The organism is Streptomyces pratensis (assembly GCF_016804005.1).
GTDB classification, from domain to species: Bacteria; Actinomycetota; Actinomycetes; order Streptomycetales; family Streptomycetaceae; genus Streptomyces; species Streptomyces pratensis_A.
This window is the reverse complement of sequence record NZ_CP051486.1, coordinates 1,247,537-1,272,302: the sequence shown is the minus strand read 5'-3', so window position 1 is coordinate 1,272,302 and position 24,766 is coordinate 1,247,537. Positions and strand designations below refer to the sequence as shown.

Sequence of the window (24,766 nt, the reverse complement as noted above, 5' to 3'; positions counted from 1 at the left end):
CACGGCACGCGAAGGGGCCGGCTCCGCGCGGGAACCGGCCCCTTCGTACTCACACCGCGGGTCTAGTAGACCGGCTTCCCGGGCTCGACCTGGTTGACCCAGCCGATGACGCCGCCGCCGAGGTGCACCGCGTCGGCGAAGCCCGCCGACTTGAGGACCGCGAGGACCTCGGCGCTGCGGACACCGGTCTTGCAGTTCAGGACGATGCGCCTGTCCTGCGGAAGGTCCTGGAGGGCGCTGCCCATCAGGAACTCGTTCTTCGGGATCAGCCGGGAGCCCGGGATCGAGACGATCTCGTACTCGTTCGGCTCGCGGACGTCGATGATCTCGATCTTCTCGTCGCCGTCGATCCACTCCTTGAGCTGCTTGGGAGTGATCGTGGAACCGGCCGCCGCTTCCTGGGCCTCCTCGGACACGACACCGCAGAAGGCCTCGTAGTCGATGAGCTCGGTGACGGTGGGGTTCTCGCCGCAGACCGCGCAGTCGGGGTCCTTGCGGACCTTGACCTGGCGGTACTGCATCTCCAGTGCGTCGTAGATCATCAGACGGCCGACCAGCGGGTCGCCGATACCGGCGAGCAGCTTGATGGCCTCGTTGACCTGGATGGAGCCGATGGACGCGCAGAGCACGCCGAGGACACCGCCCTCGGCGCAGGAGGGAACCATGCCGGGGGGCGGCGGCTCCGGGTAGAGGCAGCGGTAGCAGGGACCGTGCTCGGCCCAGAAGACGGACGCCTGACCGTCGAAGCGGTAGATCGAGCCCCAGACGTACGGCTTGTTCAGCAGCACCGCGGCGTCGTTGACCAGATAGCGGGTGGCGAAGTTGTCCGTGCCGTCCACGATCAGGTCGTACTGGGCGAAGATCTCCATCACGTTGTCGGCTTCGAGCCGCTCCTCGTGAAGGACGACGTTCACCAGGGGGTTGATCCCCTGCACGGTCTCCTTGGCCGACTGGGCCTTGGACTTGCCGATGTCGGCCTGGCTGTGGATGACCTGACGCTGCAGGTTCGACTCGTCGACCTCGTCGAACTCGACGATGCCGAGCGTGCCGACGCCGGCCGCGGCCATGTACATCAGAGCCGGCGAGCCGAGGCCGCCGGCGCCGACAGCGAGCACCTTCGCGTTCTTCAGCCGCTTCTGTCCGTCCATCCCGACATCCGGGATGATCAGGTGGCGGGAGTACCTGCGGACCTCATCGACGGTGAGCTCGGCAGCCGGCTCGACCAAGGGTGGCAGCGACACAGGAACCTCAACAATGCAGGTGGTCGGATTCTACGTACTTCATCTACGTACGGTTGTTCTCCCGTAACACTGCCACGCCCCTCCTCATTCCGAGATACCGGGTCCGATCCGCGAGACGAATTCGTCCCAGTAACTGGGCAGTGCCGCGAATGGGTCGGTTTGCCCGTGTGCGCCGTCCCGGTCGGTGAAGAAGATCGTGCCGGCTCCCTGCCAGCGGGCGATGCGCATGGCCTCCTCCAGGTGTGTGCGCGGAACCCCGTGGACGAAGTGCGCGAAGCGTCCCGGTTCGTAGGCGGCGGTCCACTCGGCCACCTGTGACCAGCGGTAGTCGGTCCACGGCCCCCGGAAGGTGACCAGCTGGTCGGCGGCCTCGGCGTAGCCGGGGTGCGGGTGGGTACCGTGCCCCAGGACCAGCCGCCCTCCATCCTCGTCGGCGCTGTCGCTGTCGGCCAGGAGCGCGGAGAGGGTGCTGGTCAGCCTGCGGATCGCCGGAAGCCCGTCACGTTCGGCCGGGCAGTGGTCGAGGTAGAAGCCGCCGACGCGGTACCAGTCGAGGTAGGACCGGGCGTCCGCGACCAGCTCGCTGAAGGGACGGCTGCCGAAGGCCAGGTCGATGTGGCCCAGCAGCCTCCCGCCCGACGCCCGGACGGTGTCTTCGGGGGCCTCCCCGTGCAGCGCCCGCTCGCGGGCGTTGCGGAGCCGGCCGGCAGCTTCAAGGCAGTGCGGGTCGGGCCTGGCACCCGGCCCGTCGTCGATGTTGAGGACAGCCCAGTGCAGCGGGGTCCCGGGCCGGTTCAGCCCTGCCCACTCGGCAGGCGCGAGCAGCGGATGCGCGTACCCGGGCACGCCGACGCCGAGCTGTTCCGCGCCGCCGGTCCGCAGGGTGGAGCCGGTGCTGGTCAGATACGGCACGCCGCCTCCATCCAGATGTCCGCGAGGGACTCCTCCAGGTTGATGCGGGGACGCCAGCCGAGCCGGTCCCGGGCGGTGCGGACATCGGCCTGCTGCCAGGCACCGCAGCCGTCGGGATAGGGCGACGGGGTCGCCGCGAGGTGTTCCACGACCGACTCCGTGGAAGCGCGTGGGGCGCCGATGGGGAGCCGGCCGGGGGGCGTGTCGAGCTCGTGGAGCGCACCCGCGTATCCGGCCACCCTGGCGAGGACCGCCGCCGCGTCGCGCAGCCGTACGGCCCTGCCGGTGCCGATGTTGACGACACCCTGGGCGGCGGAGAGCGACGCGGCGTGCACGGCCCGCGCCACATCGCGTACGTCGACGAAGTCGCGCTGCACCCCGAGGCCGCTGAGCCTGAGCTCGGGGTCGCCGGTCTGCATGGCGCGGCGCATGGTCTCGGCGAGCCTGCCGAGCGGGGAGCCCGCCGGGGTTCCGGGCCCCACGGGCGAGAAGACCCGCAGGACGACCGCGTCCAGACCGGAGCCGAGGACCAGCTCGGTGGCGGCGAGCTTGCTGACGCCGTACGGACCTCCCGGGCGGGGAACCGCGTCCTCGGCGGTGGAGGAGCCGGGCTGCGAGGGGCCGTACTCGGAGGCACAGCCGACCTGGACGAGCCGTGCGCTGCAGCCGCTGCGGCGCATGGCTTCGCACACGGTGGCCACGGCGACGGTGTTGTGCCGGGTCAGGTCACGGGCACCACCACGGGTGGCCCCCGCGCAGTTGACGACGACCCCGGGATGCACGGCGTCCAGGAAGCGGGTGAGCGCTCCCGGGCTGCCGCCCGCGAGGTCGAAGCGCACGTCGGCGTCGTCGCCGCGGCCGAGTGCCGTCAGGTGCACGGCGGGATCGGCGAGCAGGCGGTCGGCGACGAAACGGCCGAGGAATCCATTCGCTCCGAGCAGCAGAACCCTCATCGCGCGCTCCCTCGGTGCCGTCGGCTGGCTGCCGGTGCGGGGGCTTGGGGGGTCATTTCCGGTTTCTCCTTGAGGAAGGTGTGAGCGGTACGGGAGACCCGCGGCGTCGGCTCCGCGGGGTGGGGCGGGCCCGGCTAGGCCGAGGCGTGGGCGGACGCCCGGGTGAGGGCGACCGATGCGTGGACCAGCAGCCCGAAGGCGGCGGCGCCGCAGGCGAGGACGGACACACCGCCGGTACCTGCGGCGGCGACGACGGCCTCGACCGGCCGGGCGAGGAGGCCGAGGCCGGGCAGCCGGCCTGCGAGAACCAGGAAAGGGGCCGCCACTTCGACGGCGCAGGCGGCGGCGAGACCCGTGGCGGCCGGTTCCGGGAAGCCGTGGACGGCCAGCAGGCGGGCGAGGAAGAGCAGCGCTCCGAGCGCTGCCGGACCCCCGAGGCGGCCGCCGGCCTCCGGGTGGCCGAGATCGGCGAGGAACAGCAGCGCGGTAAGCGCGCACATGAAGAGCGCGAGGACACCGAGGAGCAGGGGGCGCACGCCGGCGCCGAAGTCCGAAAGGCCGTGGGACCCGGCGAGCCGGCGGCGCGCTCGCACGGCGAACAGGTGGGCGCACCAGGCTGCCGGGGCCAGGGCCGGAACGAGTCCGAGAAGGGGTGCGGGCACGGCGGTCCAGTGGCCGTCGGGACCGCCGCTGATGACCTGGGCGAGCAGATCGTCGCCGTACACGACATAGCCGAGGAGCCAGCAGACGTACAGCGTTACGCCGCCGACGGCTTCCGGGGCGCGCAGCGGGCCGCCGCGCAGACAGAGGCGGAGACCGAGGAGGACGAGCAGCGCTCCGGCGGAGGTCACCGCGAACCGGGCCCCGCCGCCGAGCACCCCCTCGGTCACCCTGAGCACTCCGGCCGTCGCGAGGCAGGCGGCCCCGGGCAGCAGAGCCGAGAGCGTCCAGCCGGCCGGCGCCTCCTTGTCTGAGCCGTGCTCTGGCGCCGGGGTGCGGGGGGCGTGCCCGCCCGCACCGGGGACGCGGGCGTAGAGCTCCTCGGCGAGCGAGAAGACGTCGCGGTGCCGGTAGCGCGCGGCGGTCCGGTCGGTGAGTCCGTGCGCCTCCAGACCGGCTGCGATCTCCAGGGGGTCGACGGCACGCTCGCAGAGTTCCCGGTGCCGGTGCATGAGCACCTTCACGGGGTCCGCGGGTCCGCGCCGGACCACGGATCTGCGGGCGGGGTGGTAGGCGATCTCGGGTGCCCGGACGGTCGAACGGACCGTCCCGGCACCTTCGTACGCCGACTCGCCCCCGGCGTCCGGGGTGTCGGTCGGTCTGCCCATCGGGGCTCCTCCGTGGTCGTGGCCGCTCGTGCCGTCACGCATCGCCGTCCCCTGCCCCGCGGACGCCGGCGCACATTCCCTCCGCGCCGACGGCCCAGCTCGGCACCCGGGAGGTGCCGTTGGAGACACGGGCAGGAACACCGGCGGAAGCACCGGCCGAGGCGCGGGCAGAGGCACCGGCGGGTCCGCGGGCGGGGGTGCCCACTGCGACCGGTCCAGTGGTCAGCGCGCCCAGCACATGGGCCTCCGGGGGTGTGGCGAACGGCCTCGGCGGACCGGCCGGGTCCAGAGGATCCGTAGGTGTCGTCCAACGGGCCGGGGCCTGACCCACCAGGTCGAGGTAGATGCCGCCGAACGCCATGAGGTTCTGCTCGACGGTGAACAGTTCGAGTGCCCGGGCGCGCGCCGCCGCGCCCAGGCGCGCACGGCGCTCAGGGTCGCGAAGCAGCGCGACGCAGGCGTCGGCGAGCGCCCGCGGATTGCGCGGGGGAACCACCAGCCCCGTGCCGCCGACGACTTCGACCACGGCTCCCACATCCGTCGAGACGGTGGCCCGGCCGCAGAACATGGCTTCGACCAGGCTGATGGGAAAGCCCTCGACGACGCTGGAGAGCACGACGACGCCCCCCGAGGCGTAGGCCTCCGCGAGGTCGGGCACCTCGGGGCCGCCGATCTCCTCGAAGGTGACCGGGTTGTCGCCGACGGCGTGCGCGTCGGTGGCCTCGTCGGGGAAGAGCTGCGCGGCGAGAGCGCGGCAGTGCGCGAGGTAGGTGTCGCCTTCGCTCCCCCGGACCGGCGCGCCGAAGATCCGCAGCCGGGCGTCCGGCTCGGCCCTGCGCACCTCGGCGAAGGCGTGGAGCAGGGCGATCAGGTCCTTTGCGGGTTCGACGCGCCCGATCCACACCAGCGTGTCGGGCCCGCCCCCGTCCTCGCCCTCCCCGACGCCCCCGAACCGGTCCGCCTCCATGCCCGGGTAGACCGTGCGCAGCTTGCCCCGGTCGGCACCGAACCGCTCCTGCCAGCGGCGGACATGGGTGTTGCCCGGGGTGATGAGCGCGGCCTGCCGGTAGGTCTCGGAGGCGAGCAGCCCGTGGAAGTTGGCCAGGAGGGCGCGCACCGGCGCACCGAGCGGGGCCTCGGGCGCCGCGAGGTAGTGAGCCCGCAGCGGCACGCCGTGCTCCGTCACCAGCAGCGGTACGCCGAAGAAGCGTTTGGCCAGGAGCCCCGGCAGAGCGGCCGCCCCGCCGGACGCGGCGTGGCACAGGTCGACCGCGCCGAGGTCGTCCTCGGCGTACCAGTCGAGCGAGAGGGGACGCAGAGCGCGCTCCAGCGCGGCCACGAAGGCGAGGTGGTCCGGGACGGTGGCGCCGTGCACCGTCCGCCCCGTTCCCGGAGCGCGGCAGGCCGACTCCACGATCCGGGCGGTCGCCTCGGAGCGCAGGGCGTTCCGCAGCCCACCGCGTTCCCGGGCCAGTTCGGCGAGGCCGTAGAGGCCGTCCGCGAAGAGGCCGGACGCGGCCTCGGAACCGGCGCCGTCGGATGCCGGCGCGGTCTCCGTGCCCGCGCAGACCGCGCCGACGAGCGCCGACACGTGCGCGGTGAAGCGCCGCCGGTCGCGTCGACCGTACGAGCGCCCCAGGCCGGTGGCGAGCCTGCCCGGCAGCCCCCTGGGGCAGCCGGAGTTCCGGGCGTCCTCCTCACGCGTCCACAGAGGCGCCGTACGCACCCGCCCGACCTGGTCGGGGAGCCGCACCCAGCCCTGTTGTTCCTGGTCGGCGGAGCGGCTGAGCGCGAAGAGGTCGAACTCGTGCTGGGGAAGGCCGCGCACCAGGCGGTCGCACCAGAGTCTTGACTCACCGTTCGCATACGGATAGCCACCGTCCGTGAGGAGTCCGATCCGCACGAGCACACCCCCGATCTCCCTTGTGGTCAGCCGCCGTTGCCCGGCGACTCGCAGCGGGACGACCGTATGCGGATACACAGGTGGCACGACGGACTGTTGTCCGTCGCACCACCGAAAGGGGTGAACCGGCGTAACTTTCCCGCCCCAGTCGCGTTCCGTTGCGACAAGCGGGCGATCAGTGACTCCGAGTCAGGCTGCTGCCAGCTCCGTGCGGGCCGCACGGCGTGCTGCGGCCCGTGCGGGATCGAGCGCGGGGACCGCCGCCAGGAGCTGTCTCGTGTAAGGGTCCTGCGGTGAGCCGTAGACGTCGTCGGTCGCGCCCTGCTCGACGATCCGGCCCCGCCGCATCACCGCCACGCGATCGCTGACCTGACGTACGACCGCCAGGTCGTGGGCGATGAAGACGAGTCCGATGCCGAGCTCGCTCTGGAGCTCCGCGAGGAGTGCGATCACCTGGGCCTGGGTCGTCACGTCGAGCGCGGACACGGGCTCGTCGCACACGATCAGCTTCGGCTCGGCGGCGAGCACACGCGCGATGCCGATCCGCTGACGCTGCCCACCGCTGAATTCGTGCGGATGGCGTTCGTACCGGCCGGCGTCGAGCCCGACCCTTTCGAGCAGTTCGCGCACGCGGTCCCTGATTCGGCCCTCGTCGGTCTCCCCGGCGGCACGGAGCGGGTCGGCCACGGACTCGCCGATGGAGCGGCGCGGGTTGAGTGAGGCGACGGGGTCCTGGAAGACCATCTGGAGCTCACGGCGGAACGGCCGGAGGTCCTTCTCCGGCAGCGAGCCGATGTCCGCGCCTCCGTACCGGAGCCGGCCCGCCGTCGCATCCGTCAGCCGTACGAGCATGCGGCCGAGCGTCGTCTTGCCGCTGCCGCTCTCCCCTACGATGCCGAGGGTCTCCCCCGCGTGGACGGTCAGCGAGACCCCGTCCACGGCGGTGACGCGTCCCGCGCCCCGGCCGAACTCCCGCCGGAGACCGACGGCTTCGAGGAGCGGCTCGGCGTCCGCGGGTGCGGTTCTCGGGCCGGGGAGGCCGGCCCGCTTCCCCTCGACCCGGGGTACCGAGGCCAGGAGCTCGCGGGTGTACGGCTCCCGGGGGGTTCCGAGCACCTCGGTGACCGGGCCGCGCTCCACCGCCCGGCCGTGCTGCATGACCAGGATGTCGTCCACGCTCTCCGCGGCGACGCCCACGTCGTGGGTGACCAGCAGCAGCCCCATGCCCGTCTCGGCGCGCAGGCCGTGCAGCAGGTCCAGGATCTGGGCCTGCACGGTGACGTCGAGGGCGGTGGTCGGCTCGTCCGCCACGATCAGCCGGGGTTCGCAGGCCAGAGCCATCGCGATGAGCGCCCGCTGCCGCATCCCGCCGGAGAACTCGTGCGGCCGGGACCGGGCGCGGCGGGCCGCGTCCGGGATGCCGACCCGGTCCAGGACCTCGACGGCCCGGGCACGTGCCGCCCTCCGGGAGACGGAGTTGTGCACGCGGTACACCTCGGCGATCTGGTCGCCGACCGTGTAGTAGGGGTCGAGCGAGGAGAGCGGGTCCTGGAAGACCATGGCGGCCTTCGCGCCCCGCAGTCCCCGCAGTTCCGCGTCGTCCGCCGCACCCACATCCGTACCGGCGACGCGGACGGTCCCGGTGACCCGGGCCCCCGTACCCCGGTGCAGCCCGAGCAGCGCGGAGGCGGTCGCGCTCTTGCCGGAGCCCGATTCGCCGACGACGCCGAGGGCGGCGCCCGCCTCCAGGGTGAAGGAGAGCCCGTCCACGGCGCGGACGGTACCGAAGTCGATGGTGAGGTCCTCGACGTGGACCAGCGGTGTTGTCATGACAGGACCACCCGTCGGTCGGCCAGCGCGTACAGCATGTCCGCGACGGCGTTGGCGAGCACCACGAAGAAGCCGGTGACCAGCACCATGCCGACGACGACGGGCAGGTCGACGACCTTGACGGCGTGGACCAGTTCGCGCCCGATCCCCGGGATGCCGAAAAGGGACTCGGTCAGGACGGCGCCGCCGAACATGCTGCCGAAGTCGAGCGCGCTGAGCGCTATCACGGGTGCGACCGCGCCGCGCAGCGCGTGCCGTCCGATGATGGTCCGCTCGCTGACGCCGTACGCCCGGAAGGTGCGTACGTGGTCCTCGGCGAGCGTCTCCAGCATGGAGCTCCTGGTCAGGCGGGCGTACTTGGCGGACTCGATGAGCGCCAGGGACACCCAGGGCAGCAGCAGCCCCCAGGCCCACTGTTCCGGGTTCTCCGTGAAGGGCACGTAGGTCGGCGACGGCAGCCACTGAAGCGTGGAGCAGAAGATGATGATAAGGAGCAGGCCGATGACGAAGACGGGCGTCGCCGTCCCGGCCAGGGTCAGCCAGGTGAGGACCCGCTCGGTGATCCGCCCGCGCCGCCAGGCGGACAGCACGCCCGTCCCCACGCCGAGCAGGATCCAGAGGGCGAAGGCGCCGATGACCAGCGATCCGGTGACCGGCAGCTTGGTGAGGATCAGCTGCATGACCTGCTGGTCGCTCTGGTACGAGACGCCGAGGCAGGGTGCGGAGCAGTGGTCCACGCCCGTTCCGGTGGAGAAGTCCCGCCCCGCGACGATGCCCTGGAGGAAGTGCCAGTACTGCGTGTACACGGGGTCGTCGAGCCTGAGCTGCTCGGTGACCTGGGCGACCTGGGCCGGGGAGCAGCGCGGACCACAGGCGATCTGGGCGACGTCGCCCGGTGCCACGTAGAAGACCGCGTACAGGATGACGGTCAGGGAGAGGAGCACGAAGACGGCGCCACCGAGGCGCCGCAGCAGGAAACCGGTCACGATGCCTGCTCCTTCGTACGTCCCTCGCGCTCCTTGCGGCCCGTGCCGACGCGGAGCCTGGAGGCGGCCCTGGGATCGAGTGCCGTACGGACGCCCTCACCGAGGACGGTCAGGGAGAGCACGGTGACGAAGAGCAGGCCGGCGGGCAGCAGGAGGTAGGTGGGTGCCGACTGGTACCAGGTGTCGGCCTCCGTGAGCATCTGCCCCCAGGACGGTGTGGGCGGTTTGATGCCGACGCCGAGGAAGGACAGGGCCGCCTCGACGGTGATGTTGACGGGGAAGAGCAGCGCGGCGTACGTGATGACGGGCGCCGCGAGCGAGGGCAGCAGTTCGCGCCGGGCGATGCTCCACCGCCCGCGTCCGCTGAGCCGGGCGGCCGAGACGAAGTCGAGGGACTTCAGGGCCAGTGCCTGGGCGCGCACGATCTTCGAGGTGCCCGCCCAGTTGATACCGCCGATGACCAGCGCGATCAGGACGGGCCGTGGGAAGGAGGGCGGCACGATCGCGAGCAGGCCCAGGGCGATGACCATGAGCGGCAGGGCCACGTTGATGTCGGTGATCCGGCTGAGGACCTGGTCGACCCAGCGGTTGCCGAGGGCGGCCGCCAGTCCCACGACCACGCCGATGACGACCTGGAGGACGGTGGCCGCGACGGCGACGCCCAGCGAGACCCGGGCGCCGTGGACGACCCGGGCGAAGAGGTCGCGGCCGGTCTGCGGTTCGACTCCGAACCAGTGGTCCGCGCTGATGCCGCCGAAGGAGCCGATGGGGACCCCGCCGGCTGCCGAGTCGACGAGGTCGGGGTGGTAGGTGTCGGGGTCCTGGCCGGCCAGCGCGGACAGCAGTGGCGCGGCGAGCGCGGCCAGGAGGAGCAGGAGGACGACGGCCGCCGCGGCGGTGGCCGCGCGCTGTGCGCGCAGCCTCCGCCAGAACTGCCGGGCCCCCGAGGCCGGGGCGGCGACCGGCGCCGCTCCCGCCTCCTGGACCAGAAGTGCTTCCCACATGGTTACTTGACCGCTGCCTGGGAGATGTCGAGAACGCCGGTCCAGTCACTGATGACCACGTTCTTGACGTCCTGGCCGAAGAGCCGCTTGTAGACGGGGTGGAAGAGCGGGACCGTCAGCGCCTTCTCGCCGATCTTCTTGTCGAGCGCGCCCCAGCGCTGCGCCGCTGCCTCCAGGTCGGTGAGCTTGTTGATCTCGTCGATCTCCTTGTTGACCGAAGCGTCGTTCAGGAAGCCGGTGTTGAAGTTGGCGCCGTCCTCGACGATCTGGCGGCCGTCGAAGATCGGAGCGAGGAACGGCCCGCCGGACGGCCAGTCGGCACCCCAGTGCGCGAGGAAGAAGCCCGGCTCCTTCGACGCGCTGTGGATGGTGTCGGAGTATTCGTTGCTCTCCAGGCCCTTGAGCTCGACGGTGATGCCGGCCTTCTTGAGCGCGGCCTGGATCGCCGTGGCGATCTCCGGGCTGGTCTCGAAGTCCTTGTCGTTGGAGTGGGTGAGGGTGACGGTCAGGCCCTCGGCGTGACCGGCCTCCTTCAGCAGTTCCTTGGCCTTCGCGGCGTCGCCCGTCTCGCCCGCCGGGAAGTGGTCGTACGGCGTGTAGCCGAAGGACTTCTGGTTCGGCAGGTAGGTGGTCGCGGGCTCGGCGAGCGAGGAGCCGCCCGCCGCGTTGATCACGGAGGAGCGGTCGACGGCGTAGGAGATCGCCTGACGCACCTTCGGGTCGTCGAAGGGCTTCACCTTCGGGTTGAAGGCGATGTAGTTGGTGTAGCCGAAGTGGCCGGTGCCGACACGGGCGGCCAGCTCCTTGTCACCGGAGACCTTGGCGAGCTCGGCGGGGCCGAGGTTCGTGTCGGTGGTGACCGCGGCGGCGTCGGCCCCCTGCGAGGCGGAGAGCCGCTGGTTGATGACGGCGGAGTCCAGGCCGGACCGTACGTCGATCTTGTCCGGGTAGGCCTTGCGCTCCTCGTCCGTGGCCGCGGACCAGTGCGGGTTGCGCTCCAGGACGAGTCGTTCGCCGTCGTTCTCGTTCGAGACGACCTTGTACGGCCCGGAGGAGACCGGGTGCTCCTCGTACTTGGTTCCCGTGTCCTTGGCCTGCGGCACCGGGGTGGTCTGGGTCTGGGTGGCGAGGTACGGGAATTCGCCCTCCGGCTTGTTCAGGTGGAAGACGATGGTCTTCTCGTCGGGCACCTCGATCGAGTCGAGGCCCTTCTTGTCCTTGTACGGGCCCTGGTAGTCGGCCCCGCCGATCAGCCAGTCACGCAGGTAGGGGGCGCCGCCGGAGAGCTCGGCGGCGAAGGAGCGCTCGATGCCGTACTTGATGTCCGCGCTGGTGATCGCCGTGCCGTCCTCGTACTTCAGCCCGTCCTTGAGCGTGTACGTCCAGACGGTGGCGTTCTTGCTGGGCGTGCCCAGGTCGGTGGCCAGGTCTGGGACGACCTGTGCGCCCGCCGCGCCGTTCTCACGGTTGCGCGTGGTGAGCGTACGGAAGACGAGGGAGGGGACGTTGCCGCCACCGGAGGTGTAGAGACGCGCCGGGTCGAAGTCCTCCTGCGGGTTGCTGTTGAGCACTGTGAGGGTGCCGCCCTTATGCGGCTTGCCCGAGGCTCCTGAACCACTGCCGCTCCCCCCGTCGTCCTGAGGTCCCGCGCAGGCCGCGAGGCCGGCTGCCAGGGCGAGGGTGACGGCGGCTGCGGTTGCCACGCGGCGCGATATGACGGACGGCTGACTCATCGGAAGATGGCCTCTCGGTGTGCTGCGGCGAGGAGAAGGAGACATGTCCGCGCGGCGCAGCCGGCCCCGCCCCCGTCGGGGGGAAGGGTCCGGATACCGAAATGCCACGCCTGCGGACGGAATACGCCCGGGCGCGGCAGGAAGAAGGGCCGAGGAAGCCGAATTGGCTCTTCGGGGGCCGACGCGCGCTCGAGCAGGCGTCAGCGACAGAGAATGTCGGCTACGCAGTGCCCGGCCACGCCGAGGAGCGCCAGCTCAAGGGCGGCGCGCTCGGGGGATGCGGGGCTGCGTGACATGCGGAGAAATATGGACGACCCCTCCCCGTGATGTCAACGCGCAGCGAGACCGCCGTCCCACTATGCGGACAGCAGTCTTCGGTGGTCGGTCAACTCCCCGGATGGACCCAGGGGTTGGGACGGCACTTGACGCCGTCCAGGTCCAGGGTCTTGGTCTGCTGCTGCATCACGGGCGCCAGGGCACCCTGGGTGCTGCAGCTCACATGGTCGTGCCCCAGCCGGTGACCCACCTCGTGGTTGATCAGCATCTGACGGTAGGCCAGGAGCTTGTCCGGTCCGAAGGTTGAGGCACCCTGAGCCCACCGGTACGCGTTGATCATCACGCGGTCGGTGGCGGCGGAATCACAGGAGACGTTGTCCTCCGTGGTGTCCAGACCGGACTTCGCGCACCAGACGCCCGTGGTCCCCGGGCTCGCGAGAGTGATCACGAAGTCGGGTTCACCGGAGGAGATCCGCTCGAAGGTCATGGCCCCGTTGTGCGCCCAGCTGCGATCGTCGTTCAGCGTCTTCTGCACCGCCTCGGCGAACAGCCCGGAATCGAGGCCCAGTCCCTGCTCGACATCGATCCGGTAGCGGTACTTGTGCCCCTTGCCCGGCGCCTTCGCCAGCCCCGGAACCGCCTCGAACGTCCCGGACGCCTTCAGATCGGGCGCCAGCGGAAAGGCGGTGGCCATCTTCTGCGCGTACGTCAGCGGCGCGGCCTCCTGCCGCTGCACCTGTGGAGCCGCCCGCTCGACCGAACGGGAGGCGTCCTCGGAGTCCTGCCGGTCGACGCCCCCTGACTGCGGGGCGTCCACCGCGCCCCCGCTCTGCGCCACCTGCCCGGCCACCACGACCGCGAGAACCGTGGTCACAGCTGCTGCCGCGATCCCCGTGAACGTGCGGCCCCTGCTCCCCTTCGGCTCCCGGGCCCCCGGATCGACCGGAGCGCCGGCGGGTTCGTCGGGGCCCCCTGGGGTCCGGGGTCCGGCCTCGGGCGGTACGGGCGGTACGGGACGCGAAGGCGTGGTGTCGAACGCCTCCAGGAATTCCCTGCGAGGGCCGGGTATCAGCGTGGCGTCACCGGTCTGCGGCCCGGCCGTGCGCCGCCCGGCCTCCCGCTGGGCCGCCTGCTGCCGCGCCATGGCGGCCTGTCCCGCACGGAAGATCTCCTGGTCGCCCGGACCCGCGGGGTCCTGCCGGCCGCCGTGGTGCGGCTGCGGTCCGGTTCCCCAGCCGCCGCCCGGCTCATGCTGCTCGGGATGTCCGCCACGCACCTGCGGGGCGTCGCGGAACGGACTGTGGCCGTCCCGCGAGGGCGGCGTGGCGGAGTCCCTGCCGCGCCGGCCGGTGCCGCGCTCCGTACCGGCGGCTGCCGCGGCCCCGGTTTCGCGCCGGGTGGCCCCGGGGCCCTTTCGGCTGTGTCGTCCCACGCCCCGGATCAGCTCCCGCCGCGTTCGTCGAGCAGTTCCCGGAACGCCTGGGCGACCGCCTCCGGGTACTCCATCATCGCCACGTGCCCGGCGTCGGGCAGTGTCAGCAGGCGCGAGTCGCGGAAGGCCGCGGACGCCCTGCGTGCCATCCGGTACGAGACGAGCTGGTCCCGTCCGCCGTACACCAGCAGGGTCGGTGCGAGCACCCTCTCGGCCTGGCGCCACAGCCCGTGCTGTCCTCCCAGCGTGTAGGCATCGACGATGCCCCGCGCCGAGCGTGTCATGGCGTCCCAGAAGTACGGCAGTTCCAGCCGGCGCTCCATCTCGGCCACCGCGTGTCGGAAGGCTTCGTCGGAGATACGTGCCGGATCGCCGTAACAGAGTGCCATGGCGCCGCGGGTGCGCTGCTCCGCGGTCCATTCCCGGGTGAGCCGCACGAACAGGGATGCGACGCCCGGGAGTGCGAGCAGGGCCGTCGGCACGGCGGGCCGCTGGACCCGGATCTCGGGCAGGGCCGGGGAGATCAGCGTCAGGGTGCGCACCAGATCGGGCCGGGCGGCCGCGACCCGGGTGGCAACAGCACCGCCCAGAGAGTTACCGAAAAGGTGAACGGGCCCACGCCCGCCGGCGTCCAGCAGCCGGATCACCGCCCGGGCGTGTCCGGTGACGGAGTAGTTGCCGTCGTCCGGCGGCGGGGAGTCCCCGAAGCCGGGCAGATCGACCGCCTCGCTGTCGAGCGTGTCCGCCAGCAGCGGCATCATCGCCGACCAGTTCTGGGAGGAGCCGCCCAGACCGTGCACGAAGAGAGCGGGAGCGGATACCGCCGTCCCCGCCGGGCGGGAGCGGACGGTCAGGGTGAGGCCGGGAAGGGTGACGGAGCGCAGCTCCTCCCCCTCCGCGACCCGGACGGCACTGACCGTGGGTGCCACCGCGGCAGCGGCGGCGTGGATACCGGGCAGCTCGGTCGAAGACATGCGGCAATGTTACGAGACGATCACGCGGTGGTTCATGTGTTCGCGGTCACAGGCCGCATAGCGCCCCCGGAGGGTTGCTCCTAGGCTGCAAGGGAAGGAAGGGAGCCATCATGACGGTCGATCCGAGCGACCCGGAGACCTTCGAGGATCCACAGCCGGAGGAACCGGGCCCCGAAGCCCCCGAAGCCGACACCGCCGAACAGCGGGCCGCCGTCCGGTCCGAGCGCGACGAACCGCTCACCGGCGTCGACCGCGGCATCGCGAACGAGGCGGATGCGGCGGAGCAGGCCCGTGTCGTCGCACAGGATGAGGACGATTACCGGTAGAACGCACCGCTTTGCGGCCGGGACCGGCATATCTGCGGCTACCGCAGCCGTCCGGTCCGTGAAATTCTGCGTCCGCGCCGCGCGCACCCGGGTTACTCAAAAGTACGATGTCCCCACGGCGCAGCGTGCACGGTACGACTGTGTTCGATCACGAATTTGGGAGGCGGCGTGACAGCCATCGAGCAGACAGAGGCGGCGCGCCCGCGGGGCACCCGGCTTCCTCGCCGTGCCCGCCGCAATCAGCTGCTGGGCGCCGCGCAGGAGGTCTTCGTCGCCCAGGGCTACCACGCCGCGGCGATGGACGACATCGCCGAGCGGGCCGGTGTCAGCAAGCCGGTGCTGTACCAGCACTTCCCAGGCAAGCTGGAGCTCTACCTCGCCCTGCTCGACCAGCACTGCGAGTCGCTGCTCCAGGCGGTCCGTACGGCGCTCGCGTCGACCACGGACAACAAGCTGCGTGTCGAGGCGACGATGGACGCCTACTTCGCGTACGTGGAGGACGAGGGCGGCGCCTTCCGCCTGGTCTTCGAGTCCGACCTGACCAACGAGCCGGCGGTCCGCGAGAGGGTCGACCGGGTCTCGCTGCAGTGCGCGGAGGCCATCTCCGACGTCATCGCCGGTGACACGGGTCTTTCCAAGGACGAATCGATGCTTCTGGCGGTCGGCCTCGGCGGCGTCTCGCAGGTCGTGGCGCGCTACTGGCTCTCCAGCCGCTCCGGCATCCCCCGTGAGACCGCCGTACAGCTGCTCACTTCGCTCGCCTGGCGGGGTATCGCGGGATTCCCGCTCCACGGCGCCGATCAGCACTGAGCCCCACGGGCGGGAGCCGGTGTTCGCTGCGGGCGTTGCCGGTCGACCCGTGGTCCGTCCCTTCACCGGGCTAATGTGTGCTGCGTACGGCGCGGTTCACCGCGCAGAGACGGACCGTCGGAGGGACATAGCCGTGGAGGTCAAGATCGGGGTGCAGCACACGCCCCGCGAGATCGTTCTGGAGAGCGGACTTTCCGCCGAAGAGGTCGAGAGCGCGGTCGGCGAGGCGCTCAACGGCAAGGCGCAGCTGCTCAGCCTCACGGACGACAAGGGCCGCAAGGTCCTGGTGCCGGCCGACCGGATCGCCTACGTGGAGATCGGCGAGCCCAGCACCCGGCGGGTGGGATTCGGCGCGCTGTAGCCCGCGCGACGCGGAAGCAGAGGTGGAGGCCCGGCGGAATCGTCCGCCGGGCCTCCACCTCTTCTCCTCCGGATCTTTTCCCGGTCCTTCCCTCGGTGGGGTTCACGGGAGCCGAGGAGGGTTGTATTCCGCGGGTCACGGGTAAGACGGCCTACGACCGAACGCCCGCCGCGCCAACAAGCGAGGTGACCCCTCTGTGCTCTGGGAAACCATCAGCTCCGTCGTACTCGGACTCGCCCTGTCCTGGGTCGCGCTCCACTCCCTGCCCGGCAGGCTCCCGTCCTCCCGCGTCGTGTTCGTCACGGGTGGGCTGGGCGCCCTTTTCGGCGCGTATCTGACGCACTCGACGGTGGGCTCGGGCCATGTCCTGATGACGCCCACCGGCGCCGTACTGATCGGAGCGGTGACCTTGTCACTGCTGATCCGCCCGCGCGGCAGCAGGCCGGTGCGATCGGCGGCGGCCCAGTAGGGCCCGTCAGGCAGCGAGACCGAGCGCGGCCATCCGCTTGGTGTGCGCCTCGGTGATCCGGGAGAACATCCTGCCGACCTCGGCCAGGTCGAAGCCGTCCGCCACGCCCCCCACGAGCATCGTGGACAGGGCGTCGCGGTCCGCGACCACCCGCTGCGCCTGCGAGAGCGCCTCCCCCATCAGCCTCCGCGCCCACAGGGCGAGCCTGCCGCCGACCCGGGGCTCCGCCTCGATGGCGGCGCGCACCTTCTCGACAGCGAAGTTCCCGTGGCCCGTGTCGTCGAGCACGGAGAGGACGAGGGAGCGGGTGTCCGCGTCGAGCCGGGCGGCGATCTCCCGGTAGAAGTCACTGGCGATCGAGTCGCCGACGTACGCCTTGACCAGGCCTTCCAGCCAGTCCGACGGAGCGGTCTGGCGGTGGAAGTCGTCGAGGGCCTTGGCGAACGGCTCCATGGCCTCGGTCGGTACCTCCTCGATGGCCGTGAGCCGGTCGGTCAACTGCTCGAAATGATGGAATTCGGCGGACGCCATCTTTGCCAGTGCCGCCTTGTCACCGAGTGTCGGCGCGAGTTTGGCGTCCTCGGCGAGCCGCTCGAAGGCCGCGAGTTCCCCGTAGGCGAGCGCGCCGAGCAGATCCACGACCGCGGCGCGGTACTGCGGGTCGGCAGATGCGGTGGCCCAGTCCTGGGCGGCGATTCCGGTCGGTGCGGGCGCTTCGGCGGATACTTCAGTGGCGTTGTCAGGCGTCTCCATGGAGCGCAGAATAGCCCGCCCTGGCAGGGACCGAAGGGCCTGGCCGGCGGGAGACATCACACCGTTCCGATGAATTCGCCCAACACGCATGCGCGAATCCGGGGTACAGTGGTATTGCGCTTACTGAGCATTTTCTTGTGCCAGGAGCGCGACCTTGAATGAGGATGCCCGGTCGGTGGCCCGATCGGCTCCGACCCGACAGCCCTCCACGCGGGGCGTACACCACGTACGACCGCAGATGAGGGGCCCCCTCAGCGGCACGAGCGCTCGAGCGACGGCAGTGGTCCCGCGCCACCCGGCCCATCCACGGCCGGATGACCAACCCCGGCACGGTACGACCCCCAGCGTTCGCCTCGGGCCGCGTCTCACAGAAGAGGCAGCACCCTGACTACGTTCCGCGACCTCGGAATCCTTGCCGAGACGGCCGAAGCCCTCGAGGCGGTCGGCATCACTTCCCCGTTCCCCATCCAGGAGATGACGCTCCCGGTAGCGCTCTCCGGCTCCGATGTCATCGGCCAGGCCAAGACCGGCACCGGCAAGACGCTCGGTTTCGGTCTTCCGCTCCTGGAGCGCGTGACCGTCCCCGCCGACGTCGAGGCGGGCCGGGCGGCCCCCGAGAAGCTGACGGACGCGCCGCAGGCCCTGATCGTCGTACCCACCCGTGAGCTCTGCCAGCAGGTCACCAACGACCTGCTGACCGCGGGCAAGGCCCGTAACGTCCGCGTTCTCGCGATCTACGGCGGCCGGGCGTACGAGCCCCAGGTAGAGGCCCTCAAGAAGGGCGTCGACGTGGTCGTCGGCACCCCGGGACGGCTGCTCGACCTGGCGGGCCAGCGCAAGCTGGACCTCTCGCACATCCGCGTCCTCGTCCTGGACGAGGCAGACGAGATGCTCGACCTGGGCTTCCTGCCCGACGTCGAGCGCATCATCACCATGCTGCCGCCCAAGCGCCAGACGATGCTGTTCTCGGCCACCATGCCCGGTGCCGTGATCAGCCTCGCGCGCCGCTACATGTCGCAGCCGACGCACATCAACGCCACCTCGCCCGACGACGAGGGCACGACCGTCAAGAACACGGCGCAGTTCGTCTACCGCGCCCACTCGATGGACAAGCCCGAGATGGTCTCCCGCATCCTGCAGGCCGAAGGCCGCGGGCTCGCGATGATCTTCTGCCGTACGAAGCGGACGGCCGCCGACATCGCGGAGCAGCTGGAGAAGCGCGGGTTCGCGTCCGGAGCAGTCCACGGGGACCTCGGCCAGGGTGCCCGCGAGCAGGCGCTGCGCGCCTTCCGCAACGGCAAGGTGGACGTCCTCGTCTGCACCGATGTCGCCGCGCGCGGCATCGACGTCGAGGGTGTGACCCATGTCATCAACTACCAGTCGCCGGAGGACGAGAAGACGTACCTCCACCGCATCGGCCGTACGGGCCGCGCGGGTGCCAAGGGCATCGCGATCACGCTGGTCGACTGGGACGACATCCCGCGCTGGCAGCTGATCAACAAGGCGCTGGACCTGAAGTTCCCGGACCCGCCCGAGACGTACTCCACCTCCCCGCACCTGTACGAGGAGCTCAACATCCCGGCCGGCACCAAGGGTGTCCTGCCGCGGACCGAGCGGACCCGTGCCGGTCTGCGCGCGGAGGAGATCGAGGACCTCGGCGAGACCGGCGGCCGTGGCCGCAAGTCCGTCGCCGCTGCCCCGGCTCCCCGTGAGGAGCGTCCGCCGCGCACGCCGCGTCAGCGTCGTCGCACGCGGGGCGGGAGCACCCTCGAGGAGGGCGCCGTCACCGTGCCCGCACCCGCAGCGGAGGCGCCCGTCGAGGACACGCCGGAGCCGCGTACCCCGCGCCGCCGCCGTCGGGCCCGTGCCGCAGCCCCGGAGGCCATGGCCGAGGCAGCCGTGGCCGTGGTGGAGGCCCCGGTCGCAGAGGTCGCACCCGTGGCCGAGGCCGAGCCGGCCGTGGAGGCGAAGCCGCGCCGCCGTCGGGCCCGTGCCGCAGCCCCGGAGGCCGTGACCGAGGGGGCCGTGGCCGTGGTGGAGGCCCCGGTCGCAGAGGTCGCACCCGTGGCCGAGGCCGAGCCGGCCGCGGAGCCGAAGCCGCGCCGCCGTCGGGCCCGGACCACGGCCACGAAGCCGGTCGTGGCGCAGGTGCCTGCCGCCGAGCCCGTGGTCGACTTCCAGACCGTGGCCGTCGCCGCACCGGCGGTGGAGCCCGTGGCCACCAAGCCGCGCCGCCGCACCCGGATCGTGAAGCCCGCCGACGAGGTCGACTTCCAGATCGCGCCGCCCTCGGAGCCGGTGACCGAGACCAAGCCGCGCCGCACCCGCGCCGCTGCCAAGCCGAAGACCTCGGCGGTGGCCACCACCGCCGAGGACGCCGCGGAGACCAAGCCGCGCCGCCGTCGGCCGCGCGCCGCGGCCACGGAGAAGGCGGAGACCGTCGCGGTGACGGCGGCCGTGGCGGACGGCGAGGCGGCTCCCGCCAAGCCGCGCAGGCGTCGTTCCCGCGCGGCCGCGGCCGCCGAGACGACCGAGGGCTGATCTCCGGCCGCAGTCACCTCCGTACGGCCCTGTCCCCCGCACCGTGGGGGACAGGGCCGTACGTCTGCCGGGGGGGACGGTCGGCCCGGTCCGCCCGGGCGCGTCCGGGCACCCGGCGATACGCTCGGCCCCATGAGCCGGCCGCCCACCTTCACCCCGCCCCCCTGTGCCCGTGCCCGCGTACTGCGTACCGCGCGCGGGGACTTCGCCGTACTGGACGCCGCGCCGCCCGCCGGCGCACGCTCCACCGCCCTCCTGCTGCCCGGGTACACCGGGAGCAAGGAGGACTTCATCGCGCTGCTCGAACCGCTCGCCGCGGCCGGTTTCCGCGTGTTGTCCGTCGACGGCCGGGGGCAGTACGAGACCGGGGCGACGGGTGGCCATGACTCCTACTCGCAGGTCGAGTTGGCCCGTGACGTGCTCGCTCAGGCCGCCGCCGTCGACGTCACCCCGCAGTCCGGCGGCATCCATCTGCTCGGGCACTCCCTGGGCGGCCAGATCTCCCGTGCGGCGGTGCTGCTGGACGCCACGCCCTTCCGTTCACTGACCCTGATGTCGTCCGGCCCGGCGGAGATCGACCCCGCCCAGCAGAAGAAGGCACGGCTGCTCAGCGACGCGCTGAGCCGCTGGAGCATGGCCGAGGTCTGGCAGATGATGCGCGCGATGGACCCGCCCGAGGACGCGGACACGGGCGACGGAGAGGACCTGCGCCGCCGCTGGATGCGTCACGACCCGGCGCAGCTGATCGCCACCGGTGCGCAGTTGTCGTCCGAGCCCGACCGGGTGGACGAGCTCGCCGCGCTGCCCCTCCCCTTGCACGTGGTCTCCGGGGAGCGCGACGACGTCTGGCCGGTGCCGCTGCTGGACGACATGGCCCGGCGGCTGGACGCCCGCCGCACCGTGATCGCAGGCGCCGAGCACTCCCCCAACACGGCCCGGCCCCTGGAGACGGCCGCGGCCCTCGTCGCGTTCTGGGACAGCCTCTGAGCCTGTTCTTCCACTCGCGTGGGCGGAGCCTTCGACGAGACCGCCCGAGCGGGGCGGGTACGGCGGCAGATCGCTCCGGTTCGTCCTACGGCCCATCGGCCGAGCCCCCGTCCCGCCTGCCGCCGAGGGCCGCCGGGAAGGGGGACCTGGCGGCCGTCAGTACTGTGCCTGCAGGTGCTGCCAGAAGCCGTCGCGCAGCGCCCGGCGCAGATGGGCGTGGCCGCGCAGGGAGTGCTGGAGGAGACGTTCGGCCTCGACGAGCAGGTCCTGGTCGACGGAGCCCGGCAGATAGGGGTGACCGGGCAGCAGGTCGGCGAGCGCCTCACGGCCGCGCGAGGAGAGCCAGCCGGCGGCGATCTGCGCGCCGACGAAGCGGACGTCCTCGCGGGCGGGTGCCGGACTGTCGTCCTCGTACATCGTGACGGAACGCCGGGTCACGTACGGGCGGCAGAAGTCGAGATCGAAGGTGCGCTGACTGTCGACCTCCCAGAGCAGCGGCTCCGCCTGGTTGCGGCCTTCGCCCGCCTCGATGCCCCAGAGGTGGACGCGCGCACCGTAGCCCTGGGCGGCCTCGACGGCCGAGACCAGGTCCTCGTCGCCGCCGACGAGTGCCGCGTCGCTGATGGCGCGGTGCCTGGCGAGGGACTCGAGGTCGGTGCGGATGAGTGAGTCGACGCCCTTCTGCTGGTTGTTGGCGTTGAGGTTGCCGAGCCTGACCTTGACGTCGGGCAGTTCGGCGATGGACTGCTGCTCGACGGTGTGGATCCGGCGCCTGGCCCCGTCGTACCAGTACACGCGCAGCAGCCTGCTGTCCGCGAAGATCGTGCGGGCCTTGTCGATGAAGGCCTCGATCAGCCCTTCGGCGTCCAGGTCGAAGGACCGCCGATCCTCGGTGCCGGTGACGAGCAGTCCCGCCGCCGCGTAGACATAGCCGGCGTCCACGAAGATCGCATGGGTGGAGGGGGTCTTCGACACCTCGGCGAGTACACGCTGGAGCAGCGCGTTGGTGCGGTCCAGTTGTTCGCGGATGCCCGGTCCTTCGTCCGTCCGCGTGTCCGCGTGACTCATACGGACCTCATCGTGTGCGCATGGCTGATTACCGACGGGTACTTAGACATCCAAAAAATTTCCTTAGCGTAGGGAATGTTTGCAGTAGGCAAGTCGTTGTACCCCCTGTGGAGCGCGGGACGTCCGACGTCTTGCGCTCCCCATCCTTGCGGACGGCAAGCCCGTCCTCCCAGTAGTTCTCCAGCAGGAGGATCAGACGAAGGGAAGCCATATGCGCTTCGAGATCATGCGACTCGACGATGTCGACGGTACCGCCGTGGACAGCACCGTTGTGGACGCCGCCTCCGTCAACCGGATCGTGCAGCAGGCCGCGGCAATGGGCCAGCGCATCTACATCCGGCCGGCCGACACCTCGGCTTCGTAACACCTTGCATTGCTCCGCGTCGCTGATTTCGGGCGGATGACGAGCTGAAGACGAGGCGCCCCCGCACGGACGGTCCGTGCGGGGGCGCTGTGGTGTCCGGGCCCGGGCCTCAGGAGCTCTGGATGACCTGGGTGACGCCGTTGATGATCTGCTGCACGGCGATGGCCGAGAGCATCATCCCGGCGAGCCTGGTCACCAGGACCACCCCGCCGTCCTTGATCACGCGGATGATCAGGAGCGAGTACCGCATGGTCACCCAGAGCACGATGTGCATCGCGACGATGGCCGCCCAGACCGAGACCTGACCGGCGGTCCCGTCCGCGTTCTGCACCGCGAGAATCACCGAGACGATGGCACCGGGCCCGGCCAGCAGCGGCATGCCGAGTGGCACCAGGGCCACGTTGACGTCCTTGGTCTGCGTCGGCTCGTCCGTCTTGCCGGTGAGCAGGTCGAGCGCGATGAGCAGCAGGAGGAGCCCGCCCGCGATCATCAGCGCCGGCACCGAGACATGCAGATAGTCCAGGATCTGCTGGCCGAGCAGGCCGAAGACGGCGATCACGCCGAAGGCGACGGCGACGGCCTGCAGCGCCATCCTGCGCTGCACCTTGGCGGGACGGCCCGCGGTGAGGGCCAGGAAGATCGGGGTGATTCCAGGCGGATCCATAATCACAAAAAGGGTGAGAAAAAGGGATCCGAAGACAGCGATGTCGAACACGGTGAGCCTTGCGAGAGAAGCGGGCCGAACAGGAGGATGCGCGCGCCAAGGCGCGTCATGAGGACGCCCGGACGCACGAGGGGGGTGCGGCAGGGAAGGGAGAAGAGGTGCCCCGTTACGCGGGGAGCGGTCCGCCGGCGCCCGGCACGGGGAACGCCCCCGTGGCACGCCGGGTGATCTCGCCGTAGATCTCGGGGTCGGTGGTGTACTCCCCGAGCAGGACGGTCTTGCGGGAGCCGTGGTAGTCGCTGGACCCGGTGGGCAGCAGCCCCAGCTCGGCGGCGAGCCCTCGCAGCCGCGCCCTGGTGGGCTCGTCGTGGTCCATGTGGTCGACCTCGATGCCGTCGAGCCCGGCCTCGGCGAGCCCCGCGATCACGGACTCGGGGACGACGGCCCCCCGCTTGACGGCGAGCGGGTGCGCGAAGACGGTGACGCCGCCCGCGGCCTTGACCAGCCGGATGGCGTCGAACGGGTCGAGTTCGTGCTTGTCGGCGTACGCCCGACCGCCGTTGCCGAGCCAGGCGGAGGTGAAGGCGTCGGAGACCGTGTCGACGACCCCGAGTTCCACGAGTGCGGTCGCGACGTGCGGGCGGCCGACGGAGCCGTTCCCTGCGATCCGCGCGACCTGCTCCCAGGTGACCGGCACACCGAGCTCCTGAAGCCTCAGCACCATGGCCTGCGCCCGCGGCACCCGGTCGTCCCGGACGAGCTCACGCTCGCGGGCCAGTTCGGGCTCGGCCGGGTCGAAGAGGTAGGCCAGCATGTGCAGGCCGATGCCGTCGACGCGGCAGGAGAGCTCGGCTCCGGTGACGAGGGTGAGGCCCTCGGGGAGCGCGGCCACGGCCTCGGCGTGGCCCCCGACCGTGTCGTGGTCCGTCAGGGCGACGACGTCGAGTCCCGCGGCGGCGGCGTTGGCCACCAGCTCGGCGGGGGTGTCCGTGCCGTCGGAAGCCGTGGAGTGGGTGTGCAGATCGATGCGCACGACGCGTACTCCAGGGCTGATGGGCGGACAGGGGACGCTCAAGGATAACCGCCGGGTGTCACCCTTCCGGCCCCCGCGCCTCCGCACCACGCCGCCCGGCAAGGCCCCCGCACCTCCGCACCACGCCGTCCGGCAAGGCCTCCGCGTCACAACCGGATCAGGGCGGCGTGAGCAGCCGGGGGGTAAGTGCTCCGCAGGGCAGCAGGTCCACTTCCCCGCCCGCGTCACGCAGGTCGGTCAGGACCAGTTCGTCGTACATCAGGAGTCCGGACTGTTCGGGCCAGACGATCGCCCACAGCCACAGGCCACGCGCCTCACCCGCGAAGACCGCACGGTCGGCGGGGGCGTCCTTGACGTGCCAGAGCGGGGTGGGACGCCCCGCCGCGAGCACCTTGGCATCGGGCGCCGCGTCGAGGCGCAGGCCCGACCCGGGGTCGAGGCCGTCGATTCCGGCGTAGCGCGCGCCGAGCCCGACTCCGAGCTCCTCGGCGACGAGCAGCAGTTCACCCATTCCGCCGAGCGGACCGGGGCCTGAGCACATGACAGCGGTGGCGCGGCCACCGCTGCGGTCGTCACCCGCGTACGCCGCGCCGGTGAAGAGCCAGCCGACCGGGAGCGGCCAGGGCATCCACACGGGCACCTGGGCCCGGTGCACCACCACGCCCAGCGCCTCGACGCTGGGCGGGACCACCGGCTGCATCGGGTGCACCTGGCCGTGCGCGGAGCACTGCCAGGCATCGGCGAAAAGTCCGGGCGCCCTGACCCGGCCACCGCATTTCGGGCAACTGGGTTCGCCCCTCATAACGCCCAACGGTCCT

General features: G+C 71.5%; 24 protein-coding genes. 7 read left to right on the top strand and 17 right to left on the bottom strand.

Going from position 1 to position 24,766, the window contains the following annotated elements:
* Positions 1-62: 62 nt before the first annotated feature.
* The 12 genes from moeZ to HED23_RS05660 all read right to left on the bottom strand — a co-directional run bounded on the left by moeZ (position 63) and on the right by HED23_RS05660 (position 14,572).
* A complete protein-coding gene (gene moeZ / locus HED23_RS05710; RefSeq protein WP_203182332.1) occupies positions 63-1,241 on the bottom strand; it encodes an adenylyltransferase/sulfurtransferase MoeZ in 1,179 nt (392 codons plus the stop codon).
* A gap of 84 nt (positions 1,242-1,325) precedes the next feature.
* Positions 1,326-2,153, bottom strand: coding sequence for a spherulation-specific family 4 protein (locus HED23_RS05705; protein WP_203182331.1), 828 nt, complete (start codon positions 2,151-2,153; stop codon positions 1,326-1,328).
* Positions 2,141-3,106: an NAD-dependent epimerase/dehydratase family protein gene (locus HED23_RS05700; RefSeq protein WP_203182330.1), complete on the bottom strand. Its 966-nt coding sequence runs from the start codon at positions 3,104-3,106 to the stop codon at positions 2,141-2,143. Before HED23_RS05700 ends, HED23_RS05705 begins: the two co-directional genes overlap by 13 nt.
* A 134-nt stretch (positions 3,107-3,240) precedes the next feature.
* Entirely contained in the window at positions 3,241-4,434 is a 1,194-nt protein-coding gene (locus HED23_RS05695) for a hypothetical protein (protein WP_338019581.1), read from the bottom strand.
* Between the two features lie 34 nt (positions 4,435-4,468).
* The gene (locus tag HED23_RS05690; RefSeq protein ID WP_203182329.1) at positions 4,469-6,337 is read right to left on the bottom strand and encodes a DUF3492 domain-containing protein; all 1,869 of its coding nucleotides are present in this window, start codon (positions 6,335-6,337) and stop codon (positions 4,469-4,471) included.
* Between the two features lie 189 nt (positions 6,338-6,526).
* Positions 6,527-8,167, bottom strand: a complete 1,641-nt coding sequence (locus HED23_RS05685; protein ID WP_203182328.1) for an ABC transporter ATP-binding protein — start codon at positions 8,165-8,167, stop codon at positions 6,527-6,529.
* Positions 8,164-9,153, bottom strand: a complete 990-nt coding sequence (locus tag HED23_RS05680; RefSeq protein ID WP_203182327.1) for an ABC transporter permease — start codon at positions 9,151-9,153, stop codon at positions 8,164-8,166. Before HED23_RS05680 ends, HED23_RS05685 begins: the two co-directional genes overlap by 4 nt.
* A complete protein-coding gene (locus HED23_RS05675) occupies positions 9,150-10,157 on the bottom strand; it encodes an ABC transporter permease (RefSeq protein ID WP_203182326.1) in 1,008 nt (335 codons plus the stop codon). Before HED23_RS05675 ends, HED23_RS05680 begins: the two co-directional genes overlap by 4 nt.
* 2 nt (positions 10,158-10,159) lie before the next feature.
* Positions 10,160-11,890 (bottom strand): ABC transporter substrate-binding protein, encoded by a 1,731-nt coding sequence (locus tag HED23_RS05670; protein ID WP_203182325.1) that lies wholly within the window; start codon positions 11,888-11,890, stop codon positions 10,160-10,162.
* Positions 11,891-12,090: 200 nt separating this feature from the next.
* Positions 12,091-12,186 carry an Ms4533A family Cys-rich leader peptide gene (locus tag HED23_RS35835; RefSeq protein ID WP_338019580.1) on the bottom strand — a complete coding sequence of 32 codons (96 nt, stop codon included), beginning with the start codon at positions 12,184-12,186 and terminating at the stop codon, positions 12,091-12,093.
* A gap of 89 nt (positions 12,187-12,275) precedes the next feature.
* Entirely contained in the window at positions 12,276-13,598 is a 1,323-nt protein-coding gene (locus HED23_RS05665) for a DUF3152 domain-containing protein (protein WP_203182324.1), read from the bottom strand.
* Between the two features lie 8 nt (positions 13,599-13,606).
* Entirely contained in the window at positions 13,607-14,572 is a 966-nt protein-coding gene (locus HED23_RS05660; protein WP_203182323.1) for an alpha/beta fold hydrolase, read from the bottom strand.
* Between the two features lie 110 nt (positions 14,573-14,682).
* Here HED23_RS05660 and HED23_RS05655 point away from each other — a divergent pair, with 110 nt between their 5' ends.
* From HED23_RS05655 to HED23_RS05640, 4 genes are all read left to right on the top strand, one after another.
* Positions 14,683-14,898: a hypothetical protein gene (locus HED23_RS05655; protein WP_203182322.1), complete on the top strand. Its 216-nt coding sequence runs from the start codon at positions 14,683-14,685 to the stop codon at positions 14,896-14,898.
* Positions 14,899-15,066: 168 nt separating this feature from the next.
* Positions 15,067-15,708, top strand: a complete 642-nt coding sequence (locus tag HED23_RS05650) for a TetR/AcrR family transcriptional regulator (protein ID WP_203182321.1) — start codon at positions 15,067-15,069, stop codon at positions 15,706-15,708.
* 133 nt (positions 15,709-15,841) lie between these two features.
* Entirely contained in the window at positions 15,842-16,069 is a 228-nt protein-coding gene (locus HED23_RS05645) for a DUF3107 domain-containing protein (protein WP_167526138.1), read from the top strand.
* Positions 16,070-16,265: 196 nt separating this feature from the next.
* Entirely contained in the window at positions 16,266-16,538 is a 273-nt protein-coding gene (locus HED23_RS05640; RefSeq protein WP_203182320.1) for a hypothetical protein, read from the top strand.
* Positions 16,539-16,544: 6 nt separating this feature from the next.
* On the opposite strand, the gene HED23_RS05635 is transcribed toward HED23_RS05640, so the two are convergent.
* Positions 16,545-17,291 (bottom strand): ferritin-like fold-containing protein, encoded by a 747-nt coding sequence (locus HED23_RS05635; RefSeq protein ID WP_203182319.1) that lies wholly within the window; start codon positions 17,289-17,291, stop codon positions 16,545-16,547.
* A gap of 474 nt (positions 17,292-17,765) precedes the next feature.
* Here HED23_RS05635 and HED23_RS05630 point away from each other — a divergent pair, with 474 nt between their 5' ends.
* Positions 17,766-19,832 carry a DEAD/DEAH box helicase gene (locus HED23_RS05630; RefSeq protein ID WP_203182318.1) on the top strand — a complete coding sequence of 689 codons (2,067 nt, stop codon included), beginning with the start codon at positions 17,766-17,768 and terminating at the stop codon, positions 19,830-19,832.
* Between the two features lie 132 nt (positions 19,833-19,964).
* Positions 19,965-20,819, top strand: a complete 855-nt coding sequence (locus HED23_RS05625) for an alpha/beta fold hydrolase (RefSeq protein ID WP_203182317.1) — start codon at positions 19,965-19,967, stop codon at positions 20,817-20,819.
* A gap of 156 nt (positions 20,820-20,975) precedes the next feature.
* Here HED23_RS05625 and HED23_RS05620 read toward each other — a convergent pair whose 3' ends face one another.
* On the bottom strand, positions 20,976-21,887 hold the full coding sequence (locus HED23_RS05620) for an NYN domain-containing protein (RefSeq protein ID WP_203182316.1): 912 nt from the start codon (positions 21,885-21,887) through the stop codon (positions 20,976-20,978).
* A gap of 211 nt (positions 21,888-22,098) precedes the next feature.
* Between HED23_RS05620 and HED23_RS05615 the strand changes: the two genes are divergently transcribed.
* Positions 22,099-22,251, top strand: coding sequence for a hypothetical protein (locus HED23_RS05615; RefSeq protein WP_014154223.1), 153 nt, complete (start codon positions 22,099-22,101; stop codon positions 22,249-22,251).
* Positions 22,252-22,360: 109 nt separating this feature from the next.
* On the opposite strand, the gene HED23_RS05610 is transcribed toward HED23_RS05615, so the two are convergent.
* From HED23_RS05610 to HED23_RS05600, 3 genes are all read right to left on the bottom strand, one after another.
* Positions 22,361-22,966 carry a MarC family protein gene (locus HED23_RS05610; protein ID WP_203182315.1) on the bottom strand — a complete coding sequence of 202 codons (606 nt, stop codon included), beginning with the start codon at positions 22,964-22,966 and terminating at the stop codon, positions 22,361-22,363.
* Between the two features lie 115 nt (positions 22,967-23,081).
* Positions 23,082-23,948: a PHP domain-containing protein gene (locus HED23_RS05605; RefSeq protein ID WP_203182314.1), complete on the bottom strand. Its 867-nt coding sequence runs from the start codon at positions 23,946-23,948 to the stop codon at positions 23,082-23,084.
* A 157-nt stretch (positions 23,949-24,105) separates the two neighbouring features.
* Complete coding sequence (locus HED23_RS05600; RefSeq protein WP_203182313.1) at positions 24,106-24,750, bottom strand: DUF6758 family protein; 645 nt, start codon at positions 24,748-24,750, stop codon at positions 24,106-24,108.
* Positions 24,751-24,766: the final 16 nt, after the last annotated feature.